The 15,751-nt window shown below is 47.8% G+C and carries 17 protein-coding genes; 10 read left to right on the top strand and 7 right to left on the bottom strand.

The window, feature by feature from the left end:
- The first annotated feature begins 57 nt into the window (after positions 1-57).
- The 7 genes from ACI77B_RS03250 to ACI77B_RS03220 all read left to right on the top strand — a co-directional run bounded on the left by ACI77B_RS03250 (position 58) and on the right by ACI77B_RS03220 (position 4,481).
- Entirely contained in the window at positions 58-267 is a 210-nt protein-coding gene (locus ACI77B_RS03250) for a hypothetical protein (protein ID WP_409337349.1), read from the top strand.
- Positions 268-468, top strand: a complete 201-nt coding sequence (locus tag ACI77B_RS03245; protein ID WP_090164556.1) for a hypothetical protein — start codon at positions 268-270, stop codon at positions 466-468.
- A gap of 10 nt (positions 469-478) precedes the next feature.
- Positions 479-2,599, top strand: coding sequence for a VapE domain-containing protein (locus tag ACI77B_RS03240; RefSeq protein ID WP_409337348.1), 2,121 nt, complete (start codon positions 479-481; stop codon positions 2,597-2,599).
- 444 nt (positions 2,600-3,043) lie between these two features.
- Positions 3,044-3,283 (top strand): hypothetical protein, encoded by a 240-nt coding sequence (locus tag ACI77B_RS03235; protein ID WP_409337347.1) that lies wholly within the window; start codon positions 3,044-3,046, stop codon positions 3,281-3,283.
- 19 nt (positions 3,284-3,302) lie between these two features.
- A complete protein-coding gene (locus ACI77B_RS03230; protein ID WP_409337346.1) occupies positions 3,303-3,593 on the top strand; it encodes a hypothetical protein in 291 nt (96 codons plus the stop codon).
- A gap of 13 nt (positions 3,594-3,606) precedes the next feature.
- Positions 3,607-3,918 carry a hypothetical protein gene (locus ACI77B_RS03225; RefSeq protein WP_409337345.1) on the top strand — a complete coding sequence of 104 codons (312 nt, stop codon included), beginning with the start codon at positions 3,607-3,609 and terminating at the stop codon, positions 3,916-3,918.
- Positions 3,919-3,983: 65 nt separating this feature from the next.
- Positions 3,984-4,481 (top strand): hypothetical protein, encoded by a 498-nt coding sequence (locus ACI77B_RS03220; RefSeq protein ID WP_409337344.1) that lies wholly within the window; start codon positions 3,984-3,986, stop codon positions 4,479-4,481.
- A gap of 955 nt (positions 4,482-5,436) precedes the next feature.
- On the opposite strand, the gene ACI77B_RS03215 is transcribed toward ACI77B_RS03220, so the two are convergent.
- From ACI77B_RS03215 to ACI77B_RS03205, 3 genes are all read right to left on the bottom strand, one after another.
- The gene (locus ACI77B_RS03215; RefSeq protein ID WP_409337690.1) at positions 5,437-5,925 is read right to left on the bottom strand and encodes a transposase; all 489 of its coding nucleotides are present in this window, start codon (positions 5,923-5,925) and stop codon (positions 5,437-5,439) included.
- A 114-nt stretch (positions 5,926-6,039) separates the two neighbouring features.
- Entirely contained in the window at positions 6,040-6,774 is a 735-nt protein-coding gene (locus tag ACI77B_RS03210) for a Crp/Fnr family transcriptional regulator (RefSeq protein WP_409337343.1), read from the bottom strand.
- Positions 6,775-6,821: 47 nt separating this feature from the next.
- Positions 6,822-7,553, bottom strand: coding sequence for a DUF542 domain-containing protein (locus tag ACI77B_RS03205; protein WP_409337342.1), 732 nt, complete (start codon positions 7,551-7,553; stop codon positions 6,822-6,824).
- 340 nt (positions 7,554-7,893) lie between these two features.
- Between ACI77B_RS03205 and ACI77B_RS03200 the strand changes: the two genes are divergently transcribed.
- Positions 7,894-8,796: a Uma2 family endonuclease gene (locus tag ACI77B_RS03200; protein ID WP_409337341.1), complete on the top strand. Its 903-nt coding sequence runs from the start codon at positions 7,894-7,896 to the stop codon at positions 8,794-8,796.
- 177 nt (positions 8,797-8,973) lie between these two features.
- On the opposite strand, the gene ACI77B_RS03195 is transcribed toward ACI77B_RS03200, so the two are convergent.
- The 3 genes from ACI77B_RS03195 to ACI77B_RS03185 form a co-directional block, all read right to left on the bottom strand.
- A complete protein-coding gene (locus ACI77B_RS03195; RefSeq protein WP_409337340.1) occupies positions 8,974-9,504 on the bottom strand; it encodes an NUDIX domain-containing protein in 531 nt (176 codons plus the stop codon).
- Positions 9,505-9,746: 242 nt separating this feature from the next.
- The gene (locus ACI77B_RS03190) at positions 9,747-10,559 is read right to left on the bottom strand and encodes a PrsW family glutamic-type intramembrane protease (RefSeq protein WP_409337339.1); all 813 of its coding nucleotides are present in this window, start codon (positions 10,557-10,559) and stop codon (positions 9,747-9,749) included.
- A gap of 413 nt (positions 10,560-10,972) precedes the next feature.
- Positions 10,973-12,394, bottom strand: a complete 1,422-nt coding sequence (locus ACI77B_RS03185; protein WP_409336044.1) for an ISLre2 family transposase — start codon at positions 12,392-12,394, stop codon at positions 10,973-10,975.
- A 238-nt stretch (positions 12,395-12,632) separates the two neighbouring features.
- Between ACI77B_RS03185 and ACI77B_RS03180 the strand changes: the two genes are divergently transcribed.
- Positions 12,633-13,712 (top strand): MGDG synthase family glycosyltransferase, encoded by a 1,080-nt coding sequence (locus tag ACI77B_RS03180; RefSeq protein ID WP_409337338.1) that lies wholly within the window; start codon positions 12,633-12,635, stop codon positions 13,710-13,712.
- Between the two features lie 5 nt (positions 13,713-13,717).
- Positions 13,718-14,419 (top strand): polysaccharide deacetylase family protein, encoded by a 702-nt coding sequence (locus ACI77B_RS03175; RefSeq protein WP_409337337.1) that lies wholly within the window; start codon positions 13,718-13,720, stop codon positions 14,417-14,419.
- A 77-nt stretch (positions 14,420-14,496) separates the two neighbouring features.
- Here ACI77B_RS03175 and ACI77B_RS03170 read toward each other — a convergent pair whose 3' ends face one another.
- Positions 14,497-15,747, bottom strand: a complete 1,251-nt coding sequence (locus ACI77B_RS03170; protein WP_409337336.1) for an SH3 domain-containing protein — start codon at positions 15,745-15,747, stop codon at positions 14,497-14,499.
- Positions 15,748-15,751: the final 4 nt, after the last annotated feature.

Below are 15,751 nucleotides of genomic sequence, written 5' to 3'. Positions count from 1 at the left end.
TAAAAAGACACGTGTCAAGACTAGTAATTCGAAAATAGAAGAAAGAGAGGCTTAAGAATGTACGATACTTTTAAGAACGTACTGAAAGAGAAAGGCATTTCAATGTACAGAGTAGCAAGGAACGCGGGAATTCAGCCGACAGATATTTATGCTGCAGTACATGGTAATAAAAAGTTTTTCGATGGATGGAAGCGCAGGATCAGCAAGGCCTTAGAGATGGATCCGGAAGATGTGTTCCCGGATGAAGAGGATAAGGAAGTGAAATAAATGAGCAGAAGAACTGATTTAGTTGCTGAGATGAAGAAAATCACAGGCGGAGCGGCCTTTATTAATCGTAAACAGGTAGCAGCTTTTCTGGGATATTCTGATCCACACAGTATAGATCAGTATTTGTACCAGCTCCCGCGCAATGGGAAGAAATACTTCTGTGCGGATGTAGCAGACCGGATTATTGAGCTGCAGCAGTAGGGGGTGAGATATGACAAAGATAACAGATGCTGTAAAAGAGTACATGCGTTATGGTGTTCCTCTTACACCTACATATCCTCTGGAAAAACGCCCCATGTATGGCCCGGAAAAAGAAAAAGCCGCACATGATTTCGATGAGTACAACAGAAGATGCAGAGGTGATATTGAGAAGCGCTGTATTTTCGCCTGTATGGGCTTCCCGCTGGAAGATGGAAGTATTGTTATAGAAATCGATCTGGACCGTCATAATGATGAAGAGAATGGGCCTGAATCGCTCAGAAAATTTGAAGAGGAACACGGCTTCAAGTTTCCGGACACTCTGACAATGCTAACAGGTGGCGGGGGTGAAGGCAGATTCTACAAGATCAGCCCGGACACAAAATACAAGAATGCTGTTAGCGTTCTTCCGGGGGTAGATGTCAGAGGAAAAGGCGCTGGCTGCATCGTTCCGCCCAGCATTCACCCACAGACCGGAAAAGAGTATCAATGGGAACTGGATCCAGACAGAGAAGGAGAAACAGAAATTGAAAGCGCGGCCCCAATAGCGGAAGCAAATGAGGCTGTATATGCTCTGCTGAAACTCACTCAGGGAAAAAATACAAACAGCAAGGCCGGGAGCACAGAGGCGGAAGGCTTCCCAGAAGAATACAAGGTCCCGGATAAATTTGAAAAAGGCAGCCGCGAATGGAAGTTCTTTCAACTGGCCTCTTCACTTCAGGCAAAAGGGCTGACAGATGAAGAGATCAGGGCTGTATGTGAGGAATTAAATGAGAGCCGCACAGAAGGCAATCCTCTTGATGATAATGAGCTGGATCATGCTATCTCATCAGCGCTCAAATATGAGAAAGGCGTTTCAATTATAGCAAATGCGGAAGCTCTGAAACTTGATATGAAGGAAACAAAACAAGGCCGCGCTATAAAGAAAACTGCAACGAATTACAGAAAAATTATGGAGCGGGATCCTGTGCTTGCTCAGAAAATTAAATATGATGAGCTGGCCTGTGCCCCTATTTACTATGGAGAGCTTCCGTGGAGAGATCCGGAAGATACTATGGGCCTCTGGAAAGATTCAGATGATGCATATGCAAGAGCGCACATAACAGATACCTACGGTTTAGACGTTCCGCGCCTGTATGATGATGCATTTTCTATGATTACTGGAAAGTATCACCTTAATCCAATCAGCGCGCGCTTAAATGCTCTCCCGGAGTGGGACCATGAGCCGCGTATTAAGTGGCTGCTTCCTAAATTCTTAGGAGCTGAGCCAACAGAATATCAGGCTAACGTGTTAACCCTCTTCATGTTTGGAGCGATAGCCAGAGCCTACTTCCCCGGCACAAAATTCGATTATTGCCCGATTCTAGCCGGCCCACAGGGAATAGGAAAATCCACCTTCTTTAGAAAGCTGGCACTGAATGATGAATGGTTTGGTGATTCTCTCCCAGCTCTGGATTCTCAGAAATTACCTGAGTATCTTCCCGGAAAATGGATCATGGAATTACCTGAGCTTAGTGCAATCAGAAAATCTTCAGATGTGGAAGCCGTTAAATCATTTCTTTCCAGACAGGAAGATGTATATCGTGTGCCCTATAAGAAATACCCGGAGCACAGGAAGCGCCGCTGTGTGTTTGGTGGCACTACGAATTCATTATCATTCCTGACTGACGTTTCCGGGAACCGCCGCTTTCTCCCCGTAAAGGTGGGAGAGGAAAAGCCTGAGCTGTCATTTTTTAAGGATCCAGAGAAAGTACAACAGATTCTTGAACAGGCATGGGCTGAGGCGTTATACAAATATAAGCACAACAAGCCCGCGCTGATCCTTCCGAAAGAGAGTGTACAGGAAGCTGCTAGGCTTCAGGAAGAGTACAGGGAAGTTGATCCATACAAGGAGTTAATCATTAACTTTCTCTCTCGGGATAAGCCTGAGCAAATAACAGTACAAGATCTGTGGGAGTGCGCTCTAGGAAAAGGAAACTATAGCGACTGCAAAAGATCAGATTCAAATAGAATCACGGCTATCATGGACAATCTTCCGGGCTGGAAAAGATGTAAATCACACAAAAAAGGAAAGAGCGGTAAGAGAGGGGTAGCATGGGAGCGTGAACCAGAATTCAATTTCAGCGACTTCTAAACTCTGAAGAGGTGCGCCCGGAGACATTAGCGGCTGTATGTTTTGTGCTAATGTCTGTGCTAATGTCCATGCTAATGTCTTTAAAAAACATTGAAATTTCAACGTTCAAAAGGCAAAAAGACAACAGAGGCAACAATATTTCTTATATCTTTATAAAAAATATATAAGAGTATAGCGGTATAGCCAGCATACAGAATATAAAAAAGGATAAGGGAAAATTGATGTCGCTGTTGTCTTTTAGAGCTGAAAGCATTGGAATTTCAACAATAGCATAAGACAACAGCAAATGACATTAGCGAATGAATGTTAATGTCATTCAATCCGGATCCGGGCCGCCGCCCGCCCCTATTGAGTAAAGAAGAGCGCCCAGCGGCCCAACCGTTATTAGATATATAACGCCGAATAATAACCAGATATAAACCGAATAGAAAGGAGAAACCTATTATGATGTGTCCAATTCGCTCAGGGCGTTCCAATTGCTCTTTTGCCGCTTGTACTGAGGTTTGTGCTCTGTATGATGCACACTCTAAAAAATGTGCGTTTCAGAGAATAGCAGAACAGCAAGAGATTATAGCAGAGAGACTGGAACAGCAAGCAAATATAGCTGAGAAACTGGAAGCCGTTACAGAGGATCTGGAAGCAATCCCGGATTCATTAGAGCTTATAGCAGAGCGTATCTGCTAGCAGAAAGGAGTAAAAGAAAATGACACAGGAAACAGAATTAATGAATTCCATTCTGGAAGAAACTCTGGTCAAGTTAAATCCAGAGGACCGCGCAAACGCGCGCGACATTTTCCAGAGGCTGATTCAGAGCTATGCTCTTAAGATCATGGAAGGAGAAGCGCACAGAAAGAAATACGCGCTTGAGGAAGATATTGAGAGCACAGCGCTTTCAGCATTAGCGGCCTTAGCCTTCCTCTCTTCCCTTCAGCGCGTTGAGTGGGATCAGGTCGGAGAGCTGCAGAACTTAGCCGCCCCGGGAGCTTTACAGTAAAGGAGATGCGATCATGAATGCAGAAACAAGATTAATAGCAGAATACTATACTGAACTTGAAGAGCCTGAGAAATCCAGATTCAGAATCGTATTCAACAGAAGCGCGCGCAATGCATGGCTTCTTTTATCAATGATGAGCGATAAGGATGAAGGATACACGGCTGAAGAGGCCGCGGACTGTGCTGTTGCTGTTCTCTTTAATCAGAGTGTGGACCGCATTAACTGGGATCAGGTCAGAGCCGCTGATCCTGATGAGCTGGATCAGCACATTGAGAAAGAACTGAGAGCACTTACAGAAGCACATGAAGAGGATGAGGCTTTTTAAAAAAAATAAATCTGAGCGACTGCAGCGCGTTTCTATTACAGGAATGTGCTGCAGAGCTGAAGCACATGAAGAGGATCCGCAACCATGCAGCCAGCCCGCCCCGCCGAAAAGGTACTGGGCCGGGCGTGCGTGGGCCGCGGGTCGAGGAAGGCCCGATTCTTCCGCCCAAAAAACCAAAATTTTTTTCGCTGTTTCGGTACGGATTCTCCTCTCTTCATGTATTAATAATACAAAACTCTACATTTTTATGCATTAAAAAGCGTGCATTTAACCGGATCAATTTCTGCGACACACACGCGACAGAAGGAGAAGAGAAAATGAACATAAATACACATGAGTATGCTCAGTTTTATGAGAGCGCGGATGAACTTAGAAGCGCAATATATACGATCAATAAGATTGCGGAAGATAAAATGCTGTGGAAGCATCCCAGCGTTTTCAGCGGAGTATTGCAAAACAAGTTTTTTCAGTACCAGCTAGAAAAAGCTGTTATGAATATAAGTAACATAGAAGAACGCCTGAACCTTATTAGAGAAAGATATGGGCTGGGAGAAGAGAAGTAATAAATTACACGTTTTCACAGCAGAAACAGAGGGATGATCTGGAAGCATTCAACATTTATTGAGTATGATTTACTGAAAAGTGTTCAAGAATAGAAATAAATTACTCATTTATAGCAGAATCGCTTGTAACGCTCATATTCACTCTCTTAGCTGTTTTATGGTTGTTGCGTATGATTTATCGATAAACTGATAAAAGCCGCTTACATCTCACTACAGAAGGCCAAATAGCTCAGAAAGCTGAGTTATTTCAGGGGTTTCCGCTGAAGCTCAGCCGCCCCTCTTCAGGATGAAAAGAGAAATAAGAGCGCCGCAAAAATACAAGTAAATTATTTCAGCATACGACACCCCCTACGACAACGTACCGCGGAAGCATTGGAAAATACACATTTATCGTAGGCTTCCTAAACCGTGCGTCGGGTGTTCGAATCGCCTCTGGTGCATACGCGAAAAGACAGGCCTTGTGCCTGTCTTTTTGCGTATAAGATCAAGCGATTCGAACACTTTTCAAACGATCGCCTGGGAGACCTGTCCCTGCGACTGACAAGCAGCGAAGCTGCGCAGACAGAGCAGCGGAAGGTCCCCTGTCAGGCCTGCCGCTGAGACCGTGCGTTGACATTTAATACGCACGGGACGAAGCGCTGCAGGCTACGGCCTGGTGCATGGGGCTGTTGCACTAAGTTAGGGAAACTGACTTGGGGCAATGGCCCCGCTTTCGCTATTCTAGCTCTTAACTGTTAAACTTTCATTTTGATATTTCGTTGGAATTTCAATGATTATGGTTATAAAATACTACAAAAAACATGTTGGGGCTGTTGCACTAAGCATATATTTATGCCTTAGTGCAGGGGCCCTTTTTTCTTGTTTGTAAAAGGCCCGACCGAGGAAATTGTTTTTTCCTTCCGGTCAGGCCTTTTAGGGTATACTTCTCCCTTCTTAAGGAAACGTTTCTTTTTTACTATGCTGTTTTTAACGGATAGAGATGTTCTCCTAACCTACCGCTTTGGATCCTGCGGTGGAAATGATCAATATTTTGGGAGATTACCATTAGAACACTCTCTGCATACACGTTTTCCTTTCCACGTGTCAGAAATTTTCGGAAGCCGCGATCTTCTTTCAGCGTTGCAAAAGCGCCCTCTGCCTGAATAGTCCGGTTCATCCGCAGCATTGTACCTTCCTCGCTTGTAATATTCCGCAGACTTTTCAGACGCTGTCTTTCAAATTTTCGGGATACATTCAGTTTTTTGAAGCGCTCTTCCTCTGGTGTTTTCCAGTTCCGCCCTTTGATACAATCGGCTTTCCACGGACATCCTTTACAGTTATGGCACTGATAGGTGGTGACCATTTGAACGTAGCCATCTTTTTTCTTTCGGCGGTACATACCAAACGGATAAAGCCTGTATCCGCCCCGGCATGTGTAGAAAGGGGGGCCATTGCCCCAAGTCAGTTTCCCTAACTTAGTGCAACAGCCCCGTTTGTATTCACTGTCACTAATCTCATTTGCCTGTTTCTATTACATCACAACGTAATGAAATGCAAACCACATCTTTTATTCGATGGCCTACTCCGTCTCCTCCCGCAGCCCTTCTATATCGATAACCCGGATGCTGCTCTGCCCGGTTTTTTCCACCAGCCCGCTCTTTTCCAGCTCCTTCAGTTTCCGGCTGACGGTTTCCGGACGGAGATTGATGCTGGAGGCGATGTCGTCCAGGCGGAGGGTAACGGTATCGCTGTCGATATACATGCAGCGGTGCATCAGAAATGCCGCCAGCCGTGCTTTTGGAGACCTTATGTTCAACAGTGAGATATTCTCGTTCGTTTCATGAAGTCTCTGGCTGAGAAATCCGATCACCCGGAGAGAGACAGCAGGATCCTGAATGACGGCCTCCAGGTCGGAGCGGTGTATCCGGCAGATATCTGCCGGCGTGATGCAAGTACCGGAGAAGGAATAATGACTGTCTTTCAGAAAAAATCCTTCCCAGATGGTATCCCCGCCGGTAAAAATGCCGACGATTTTCTCCCGCCCCTCTGCATCCCAGGAACTGAGTTTCACCTTCCCGCTGTGAATCACAAAAAGCGCGTCAACCGGATCACCTTCATGGAAAATGATCCGGTCTTTTTCGTATGTGCGGCGGACAGCGCCCTGCATGATGCGGAGTCTGTCCTGCGGATTAAGACCCATCAGAAACTCCACATCGTCCAGACAGTTCCCGTCGCAGCTTGAACACATCGCGGGAACCGCAGCTGCAGCTGCTTCCTTGCTGTAATCGTTATCCGTTCTTGTTTTGTCGTCCATATGCCATCCTCTTCACACCGGCGCTGACCGCAGAAATTCCTGCCGATCTATCTGACGCTGCACGCTCCTGCATTGGACGCTTTCTCATAGTACTCCGGGAAAGTGACGGAGTTTTCCTTGAAGATATGGATGAAAATGTCGTTAAACAGATCCTGCAGAACGGCATAGGTATGTGCGAAGGTCGGGCATGCGTCAGCCGGCAGGGTGAAGTTCTCCGTGAGCTCCTGAATCTCCTTGATCACATCGCCCGCTGCCGTGTGCTCGTCCTCGAGATCCTTTACCAGCTGTACCTGCTCCGCATCCGGCTCCGGATTGGCACGCATAATCGGGAAGGTGTAACGCTCCTCTTTCGCGAAATGCTCCTCCAGATCCGCCTTCAGCAGCGCAAACTTATGGTGCAGCTCGGTCAGCATCTCACCGTGATGCGGATAGTGCGCAATCAGAATCTTATTCAGGCTGTCCTCCGCGTCCTTCATCAGACGGCGGTCCGTGACATGGTGCGTCTCCTCCAGATCGTCCAGCATCTCATTAACACTGAGCTTCTCAAAGCGCTCGATATCCTCGGCGGAATTCTTGTTCTGCGGCGCCTTCTCTGCCAGCTCATTCAGCTTTCCCAGCAGCTCTGCCTCGTCCAGATTGTTCTCCCTTACCGTCGTGCTGATCGGGCTGTGACCGTCGCAGCAGTAATCGAGATGCAGCTCGTTCAGATACGGAATCGTCTGCGGATATTCCTTTACAACATCGGCCAGTGTCATTGTTCCATTGATTTTTACACTCATCTTTCTCTCCTCCAACATCTATATCTCTGTCGTTTCAGTTGTTTTCCTGATTTCTGAGATCATTATATGCCAGGTCAGGAAGAGAAAACTTGATTACAATCAATTTTCGCAGAAAAACTGTGGGATTTCAAGAATATTTCTCCCCCACTTTAACATTCCTGACATCCTGGCCAAATCATAACGGTTTTATTTATATCTTATTTCGGTTTTAACGGCTGCTTTTTGGATTTACATCGGTTACAATAGAGTTGACAAAAGCCACCTGTCCAAGAGCCCAACTATAACGGCGACAGAGGATGATCCGCAGCATAAACCAGTCCGCACAGAAAGGAGACCCGCTATGAATATCGAAGAGATCAGAAAACAGAAACAGCTTCTCGGATGGACGAATCAGGAGCTCGCTGACCGCGCAGATGTCCCGCTGGGTACCGTGCAGAAAGCCCTCGGAGGCGCCACAAAATATCCGAGACGCAGCACCCTGGATAAGCTGACCGCTGCCATTGAAAAGGGCCTGAAAACAGAAGACCGCCCAGCCAGCATCCCTTCCGCTGCAGACCGGCCTTACAGTATGTCTGGCGAAAAGGACCGTCCCGGTTCTTCTTCGGATGTATGTGAAAAATCCATCGCTTATGAAAGACAAGGAGCCAGTCCCCGCTGGCCCTGCCAGGGAAGTTACACGGTTTCCGACTATGAAGCTCTGCCTGACGATGTCCGGGTGGAACTGATCGACGGCGTATTTTATGATATGTCCGCGCCAACCTTCCTGCATCAGATTATTGCCGGCCGCGTATACGTTCAATTGATTAACTTTATGGACAGCCATGAACATAAAAACTGTACACCTGGAATTTCCCCACTGGACGTGCAGCTGGATCAGGATGACCGGACCATGGTGCAGCCGGATGTCATCATTCTCTGCGACCAGAAAAAGAATACGATCAAGAGAATTTACGGCGCTCCGGATTTTGTGCTGGAAGTACTTTCCCCTTCCACCCGCCGGAAAGACATGATCAAAAAACTGGATAAGTACATGAACGCCGGTGTCCGGGAATACTGGATGGCTGATCCAGAAAAAGAAATGGTAACCGTGTTTGATTTTTCCAGCGAAAATTTCCCGGATTACTATACTTTTGATGATCAGATTCCAGTTGCTATTTCCGGAGGAGACTGCATGATCGACTTCCGGCCGATTCATGAAGAGCTGAAGGAAATGAAAAAATACCAGACGGAAAACGAAGAATAGCTTTCATCGCTGAACGGATATCCTTATAAATCCGCCTGCAGAATCATCTCTGCAGGCAAAACCCGCCGCGCTCCAGACGCGGCGGGTTTTATAACAACGATAATAACGATAAACATACAGAAATCTGCCCGGGAGATGACCCCTTTACAAACAGGCCGTCCTGCAGTCGATCGGAGTTTACACCAGTTTCATCTCTTCCGCGTCCGGGAAACGGTACTCGGTTTCCTTCAGTCCGTCCAGATATCCGTTCAAGAAAATCTGCGCCAGACCGCCCTTCTTGATGTTCGCACGGGCCTCTTCAAGGCTGAACCACTGATAAGAATCCACCTCTTCATTCGGATGCAGATCCTCACTCTCCACCGTAACCGTAAAATTTACCATCAACGTATTTGACGGCGGAAAATAGTGCGTCCGATTGAATTTCATTTCCATCACCCGAACCCCGAGTTCTTCATACACTTCCCGCGCTGCCGTGTCTTCCGCATCTTCACCCTTGCGCACATATCCGGCAGCCAGAATATACTCCTCCCCGCCGTACTGCTTAATCAGCGCAATCCGGTCACGCTCCGGATTCATGACAATCATGCTGCAGTTAACATTAAAATTCGGAAAGCGGAAAGCTCTGCACATCGGGCAGTAAGGAACCGGCCCTTCATCCGGAATCGTCCGGAGTTCCAGCGGACTTCCGCATTCTATACAATATTTCATCACTCCACCTCAATTCTGCGTACTTCTTAATAAAACTATTGTATCATCTGCCACGGTTGTCTGCACCTAATCTCAACCGCACTTTCAACTTTTCTGTTTCCAAATTCCTGAAAACAGCTGATTTCAGAATAGAAAAAACCGAACTCCTTTTGTGTTCTCATTTCCGCGAATTCAACGATTTTGAGGACGGAAGACGGTTCATTATTGATACATCTCATGGACAATACGCTCACCTGGGATTCTTACTCCACCCGTTCACCGTTCTTCCTGACCTTCCTTTCCCTGATTGTGATTAATTTCAATTTCTTCTGCTCCTGCACGGCTTTTACGTATATCACATAGAACGCCAGCAGCATAACTGCGTCCGTTGCAGCATCTGGTAACAACATGTTCGGAAACGGCGAGTCGCAGTAGGCATGTTCTAGCAGTGCGAGAAGGATCAGTAAGATGCCATTTCGAACTGCATGCGCACTTTGCTCCTTTTTTCGCCCAAAGAAAATGTAATATACACCGACTGCCACCAGGGCGGTGTACATCCAGTGAGACGGAAGGCTCCATGAAATGCGGTCATCGATCGTATATCCAATTGCCGTAGAATACTGGAGAAAGCTTCCGGTGATCCGGTCCTCGATGTAGGAAAAGTCTTCACCGATCTGAAAGCCCATCCCCACGGCCATTCCAGCGACCAGGAAATCCTTTTTCAGATACCGCCCTAAGATATAGAGAAGCCAGACCACAACCAGGACCTTCAGCGTTTCCTCAACAATCGGCGCTTCTGCAGCATCACCCCAAACCTTATCGAAATGCGGCGAAATCATCAGCTTCAGCAATCGATCTGCACGATCATTAAGGCTGCCGGCAAGCCAGCCCGGAATAAACCATCCGGAGAAAAAGGCCAGCAGCGGCAGATGTCCGGAAATATCAAGCCTTCTGCAGGTATAACGTATGAACAGCACAAACGGTATGAAATATGTCAGCAGAAGAGCAAAACACACCAGCATCATATAATATCTGGCTGCCAGGTTACTCGTATGTTTCGGGAAAGTCAGAAACATGTCGTATAGTTCCTGAAACATCCCTATCAGGAACATCGTAAAAAAAAGAAACAAACTTACCCACCAGACGCGGCTCCGGTTATTCAGATCAACATCGATTAATGAATTCATTTTGGTTATTCATCTCCCCCCGATTAAACAGTTCTAACAAATTGCGTCCATGGTAACACTTCACGTGTAGAGATTCAAGTTTATTATTCTCTCCGATGGTGTCAAGAGGTAGTGGGAGTTTTTGTTGACAGATCTCCAAGCTTTTTCTGCGAGCTGTACGCAGCCTATGCCTGGAACGCCTCCCGGCTCCCTTCGCGCATGCTCACGCTTCCGACTCCGCCGGCCCTCTCCGGGCCGTCGATCGTCTGGCAGCGAGGCGCTCAGAAGTCCATGCATAGGCTGCGTTACAGGCTCACGCTCAATCAGCTTAGCAGGTCTCTTGCCACTCCACAGCTCTTGATCAGCATCTGGGTTCCGGAAGCTCCATCCATGACAAAAGGCTCTCCTTCAAAAATACTCCAGTCATGCAATTCCTCTTTCGCCTGTTGAATGACATGATCCGCATATTCAGCGTATTTCTCCCGAAGAACGTTCTCAGCTTTCTCCTTATGCAAATCCTCTGCTTTCAGTTCGCCGCCATTGATCAGGTACACTCTGATATCGCTCAGCCTCCCAAGCCCTTCATCGCTCCATCCCTGCGGCTCACGGCTAAACCGTTTCGACAGAATATGACTGACCAGTCCTTCTGTGCAGCTTCCCGGCATATCTTTCTTGAACCGGTTCACGATTGGCTTCCAGTTTCCGTTCAGATAGACGCCGAATCGGTTGACTTTTTCTGTCAGCCTCTTGTCTTCCTTCGCGTCATCCAGCAGTTCCTGTATGCATCGATCGGCTCTGCTTCGATCATTTTTTTGCACGGCGTCCATGATCACCGTTTTCACTCTTCTCTTTGGAAAACTGCCTGCCAGTGACCGCAGGGCCTTCTGGAAATGAAACCCATCCATAACGTGAACAACATTGCCAAAATCGTCCAGTCCGTTCCTGATCCAGTTTCCGCCGTCTCCGTGAAGCACGATCTTCTCCAGCACATCCATGTCATATTTCTTTTCGATGAACCCTTCTACGGTCTTCCACAAACGTCTGGTATTGAAATTCTCATCGACAAAGCTCACAGGCTCTACAGTCGCATTCCGATGGGTACCGATCGGTCGTATTCCTTCTGTTACGGTCACCAGCGGAACAATCCTGCTCCGCTTTCCCGGCTTCTTGCCTGCTTTCTGCATATGCACGTGGTCCTCATCAGCAAAAACATGGAGCACACTGACCTTTCGTTTCGCCTTCGGCACTGCGGCCTCTGGAACATTCACTTTCATGATGCAGTTCCTCACTGTCTGTCTGCTCAGTTCGCCTCCCGTCACGATATCAGAACTCTTCGCATAGGATACGTAGGCTGCATGCTCGGCCAGCCACTTCCCTATAACCCGGTCGACGCGTTCATACTTTGGTAGGCCGAGGATCTCATCCAGAAGGAATCGATGCTTCCCGCTGTTCTTGTCATAGTAATAGCTCCGATCGATTCCGATCGCGCCGAATTCTGTGTAGATCGTCCGCTTCCTGTCTCTGGCTTTGATCGTGAATCCGAGCTGTTTTCTGCCGGCTTTGTCATTTCTCAGTTCCTGATCGAGCCCCTCCGCAGCTGCACGGATGAACCTGGCGGTCGTTTCCTTGCAGTATCTCATGAGCTTCGCGCTGGTCTCTTCCCATTTCATTCCTTCGTGAGGTTTTAATGTTTCCAGAATATTTTCCAGGAATTCCGTTGCGATTTCATGTATAATAGATGCCATAGGGATCTCCTTTCGAGTGCATAGATGTAATTGTTTCACTATTATCTTAGCACTTGGAGATCCCTTTTTCAGTTTCTAAAACCCCACTAATACTTTACACCCTCATTCTCTCCTCATCACCGCTCCGACACATTCCACACGCAATCTTTACGCAGGTTTTAAGCCGATTTAATCCCTGTTTAAGGATATGTTAAGGTTTCTCCTCTATCATAGTTCCCTGGAGAAAGGGGAAACAGACATGAAAATTCTCATACTGACGGCTAAATTTGGAAACGGGCATATATCTGCGGCAAATGCTGTCCGGATGCAGATTCTGCAGCAGCATCCGCAGGCGGAAGTGGCTGTCGTGGACCTGATGCCGTATATATATCCGCATGCATATCCGTTGATTTACACGGGATTCAACTACCTGGTAAACTCCCGTCCGCAGATCTATAACACACTCGCGAAAGTTGATACATTAACCTGCAGGTTTCCATGGAGGACACAGGTCCGCCACGGTCTGCCGATTTATCAGCTGATCGCACAGTATAACCCGGACCTGATTATTTCTACCTGGCTGATGACGTCGAAGTATGTCAGCTCATATAAGAAGTATTTCCACAAGAGCATTCCCTTTATCACCTGCATTACGGACATCGGGGCATATCCGGAGTGGATCGCCGATTACACCGATGCTTATCTGGTGGGAAGTGAATATACTGCGAACACACTGAAAAAGGCAGGAGTCAGCCCGAGATCCATTTACGTCGGAGGAATTCCGGTGAATCCATGTTTTGAAAAGATTCATCATGAGGCCCCGGCTCCATGGAAGAAAAAAATTCTGGTCATGGGAGGCGGCCTGGGAATTCTCCCGGGAATTGACAGGCTTCTGCAGGAACTGGAAAGCCGTCCGGAATTTCAGGTTACAGTGATTACCGGACACAATCAGGAACTTTACCGGCATCTGAAACGGATGTACCCGCGTATTCAGACAGTCGGTTTTACAAGTAAAGTTGCTCAGTACATGCAGAACGCGGATCTGATTGTGACGAAGGCCGGCGGACTGACCCTGTCTGAAGCTATTCACTCCGAGACACCGATTTTTGTGCTGGATCCGTTTTTCCAGCATGAACGGGAAAACGCGGAATATATCGAGAAGGAGAACATCGGCGGAATTGTGAAAAGTGATGATACAAAAGGCATTCAGGATTTTGTAGAAGAAATCTCCTCCACTCCGTTTATTGAAAACGCAAGAAAAAACATGCACAAGATCCGCATGCAGTACCGCGGAAAAGAAATCGATTCTATTCTGGATGATTTAAGACTGGAGGCGTAGGAAGAATGACGGTAAAAATTCTATTCCACCTCCTTCCTGCGGTCGTCGTGCTGATCGTCATTTACCTGATTTACGCGGGGATTCCGGCGGCTGCCCTGCGCGCCGCAAACGCGCTGCGCTTCAAGTTTTCAAAGCATCCGGAGAAAATCCTGTATCTGACCTTTGACGACGGCCCGGACGCCAATTATACGGGGAAACTCCTGGATCTGCTGGCGGAAAACCAGATTCACGCGACATTTTTTACGGTTGCAGATTTTGCGCAGAATAACCCGGAGCTGATTCAGAGAATGAAAAACGAAGGACACAGCATTGCCTGCCACTCGCTCACGCATAAATGCGCCATGTTTCAGGGGCCGCGGGAAACAAGAAAGGATCTCGCCCGCTCGCTGAACATCATGAGGCGTCTGGGGGTGGATGTAAAGTATTACCGGGCGCCCTGGGGACTGTACAATCTGACCCTGATCCGGGAACTGAAAAAGCATCACATCCAGCGGATCATCTGGAATGTGATGATCGGAGACTGGAGCGGCCGCGTTACCGTGGATACCCTGGTGCATCGGCTTTTGTCGAGGGTCAGTAATGAAGCGGTGATCTGCCTGCATGACGGACGCGGCACGGATCACGCGCCGGCAAGGACCATAAAAACGCTGGAAAGGGTGCTCCCGGAGCTGAAAAAGCAGGGTTACGAGTTTAAAACATTTAAATAAATGAACTAAAAAGAACAGGGACAGCAGAATCTGCCATCCCTGTTTTTCTATGCAATTATCGCTTTGTTTCCGCCGGTTTATCCGACGTAACGCAGTACGCCGTCCCAGCTTACGCCGCCGACGTTGTTATAGTAACCGGCTACGCTGACCTCTGTTCCGGTCTGGTCTCCTGCCTGCGGATAACCGCGGTCGGAGTGCGCCGCTGCCGTCTTTCCGGAACCGATATACAGTTCCGTATGGGCACTGGCGTCCAGAAGTACATCGCCTGCCTTCAGATTGCTGACACCGCCGATCTTACTCCATGGGATCCATTCAAATCCATCCGCAGTAAAGATCGTTTTCATGATACCGCAGTACATGACGGAGGATAAGCCTCCGTAGGTCAGGCTGAGGCCCGCTGCACGATATGCGCTCGCAACAAATGTTGAACAGTCATAGTCCGGATTTCCCCAGCGTCTGGACGCCAAAAGACTGTATCCGTGGCTATTATCATTGGCCGTTGCGATGGCCCAGCTTACTGCCTTGCTGATTACTGTCGAGGCAGATGGCAGGGATGAGGATCGTTTAACCAGAGTAGAGGTCGATTTACTCCAGGAAATGTAGCTGGAGCTGACGTACCCTGTCTTGCCGTTGTAAACGACCTTATACCAGCTTCCACTGCTGCTCTTGACGGTAACCGCAGAACCGTTCGGAATAACGCAGATCACACCGTAAGATGTGCCCGCGCCCTTCCTCAGATTCAGGCCGCCGGACGCCCTGACATATCCTGTTTTGGATGTTGTCGATGATGTCGTGGCCGTGGCTGATGAACTGGACAGCTTTTTCACATAACTTGCAGAGACATAGCCGGCTTTACCCGAATATGAAGTTCTATACCAGTTTCCTGTCTTGCTTTTCAATGTAATTGTCGTGCCGTTCGGTATAACGGTCAGAATACGGTAACTCGTTCCTGCCCCGCTTCGTAAACGAAGCCCGCCGGACGCCCTGACATATCCTGTTTTGGATGTTGTCGATGATGTCGTGGCCGTGGCTGATGAACTGGACAGCTTTTTCACATAACTTGCAGAGACATAGCCGGCTTTACCCGAATATGAAGTTCTATACCAGTTTCCTGTCTTGCTTTTCAATGTAATTGTCGTGCCGTTCGGTATAACGGTCAGAATACGGTAACTCGTTCCTGCCCCGCTTCGTAAACGAAGCCCGCCGTAAGCACTGATTTTTCCCTTCGCTGCCGCATGTGCAGTTCCCGCACTGAATAAGATCATAATGACGATTACAGCCGTCATAAGGAGCAGAACGGGAATGCCGTCTTTCAACCTGTGTGTCAAATTT

The organism is Eubacterium sp. F2 (assembly GCF_046244355.1).
In the GTDB taxonomy this organism is placed as follows: Bacteria; Bacillota; Clostridia; order Peptostreptococcales; family Anaerovoracaceae; genus Aminicella.
Note: the sequence above shows the minus strand (reverse complement) of the source record. Positions and strands in the feature narration are given on the sequence as shown.

Coding starts and splice junctions, on each gene's coding strand:
- ACI77B_RS03235 (WP_409337347.1), top strand. CDS start 3,044: ATGATGTGTCCAATTCGCTCAGGGCGTTCCAATTGCTCTTTTGCCGCT.
- ACI77B_RS03220 (WP_409337344.1), top strand. CDS start 3,984: ATGAAGAGGATCCGCAACCATGCAGCCAGCCCGCCCCGCCGAAAAGGT.
- ACI77B_RS03195 (WP_409337340.1), bottom strand. CDS start 9,504: ATGAAATATTGTATAGAATGCGGAAGTCCGCTGGAACTCCGGACGATT.
- ACI77B_RS03245 (WP_090164556.1), top strand. CDS start 268: ATGAGCAGAAGAACTGATTTAGTTGCTGAGATGAAGAAAATCACAGGC.
- ACI77B_RS03250 (WP_409337349.1), top strand. CDS start 58: ATGTACGATACTTTTAAGAACGTACTGAAAGAGAAAGGCATTTCAATG.
- ACI77B_RS03205 (WP_409337342.1), bottom strand. CDS start 7,553: ATGAGTGTAAAAATCAATGGAACAATGACACTGGCCGATGTTGTAAAG.
- ACI77B_RS03225 (WP_409337345.1), top strand. CDS start 3,607: ATGAATGCAGAAACAAGATTAATAGCAGAATACTATACTGAACTTGAA.
- ACI77B_RS03185 (WP_409336044.1), bottom strand. CDS start 12,394: ATGGCATCTATTATACATGAAATCGCAACGGAATTCCTGGAAAATATT.
- ACI77B_RS03210 (WP_409337343.1), bottom strand. CDS start 6,774: ATGGACGACAAAACAAGAACGGATAACGATTACAGCAAGGAAGCAGCT.
- ACI77B_RS03240 (WP_409337348.1), top strand. CDS start 479: ATGACAAAGATAACAGATGCTGTAAAAGAGTACATGCGTTATGGTGTT.
- ACI77B_RS03190 (WP_409337339.1), bottom strand. CDS start 10,559: ATGTTTCTGACTTTCCCGAAACATACGAGTAACCTGGCAGCCAGATAT.
- ACI77B_RS03230 (WP_409337346.1), top strand. CDS start 3,303: ATGACACAGGAAACAGAATTAATGAATTCCATTCTGGAAGAAACTCTG.
- ACI77B_RS03175 (WP_409337337.1), top strand. CDS start 13,718: ATGACGGTAAAAATTCTATTCCACCTCCTTCCTGCGGTCGTCGTGCTG.
- ACI77B_RS03200 (WP_409337341.1), top strand. CDS start 7,894: ATGAATATCGAAGAGATCAGAAAACAGAAACAGCTTCTCGGATGGACG.
- ACI77B_RS03180 (WP_409337338.1), top strand. CDS start 12,633: ATGAAAATTCTCATACTGACGGCTAAATTTGGAAACGGGCATATATCT.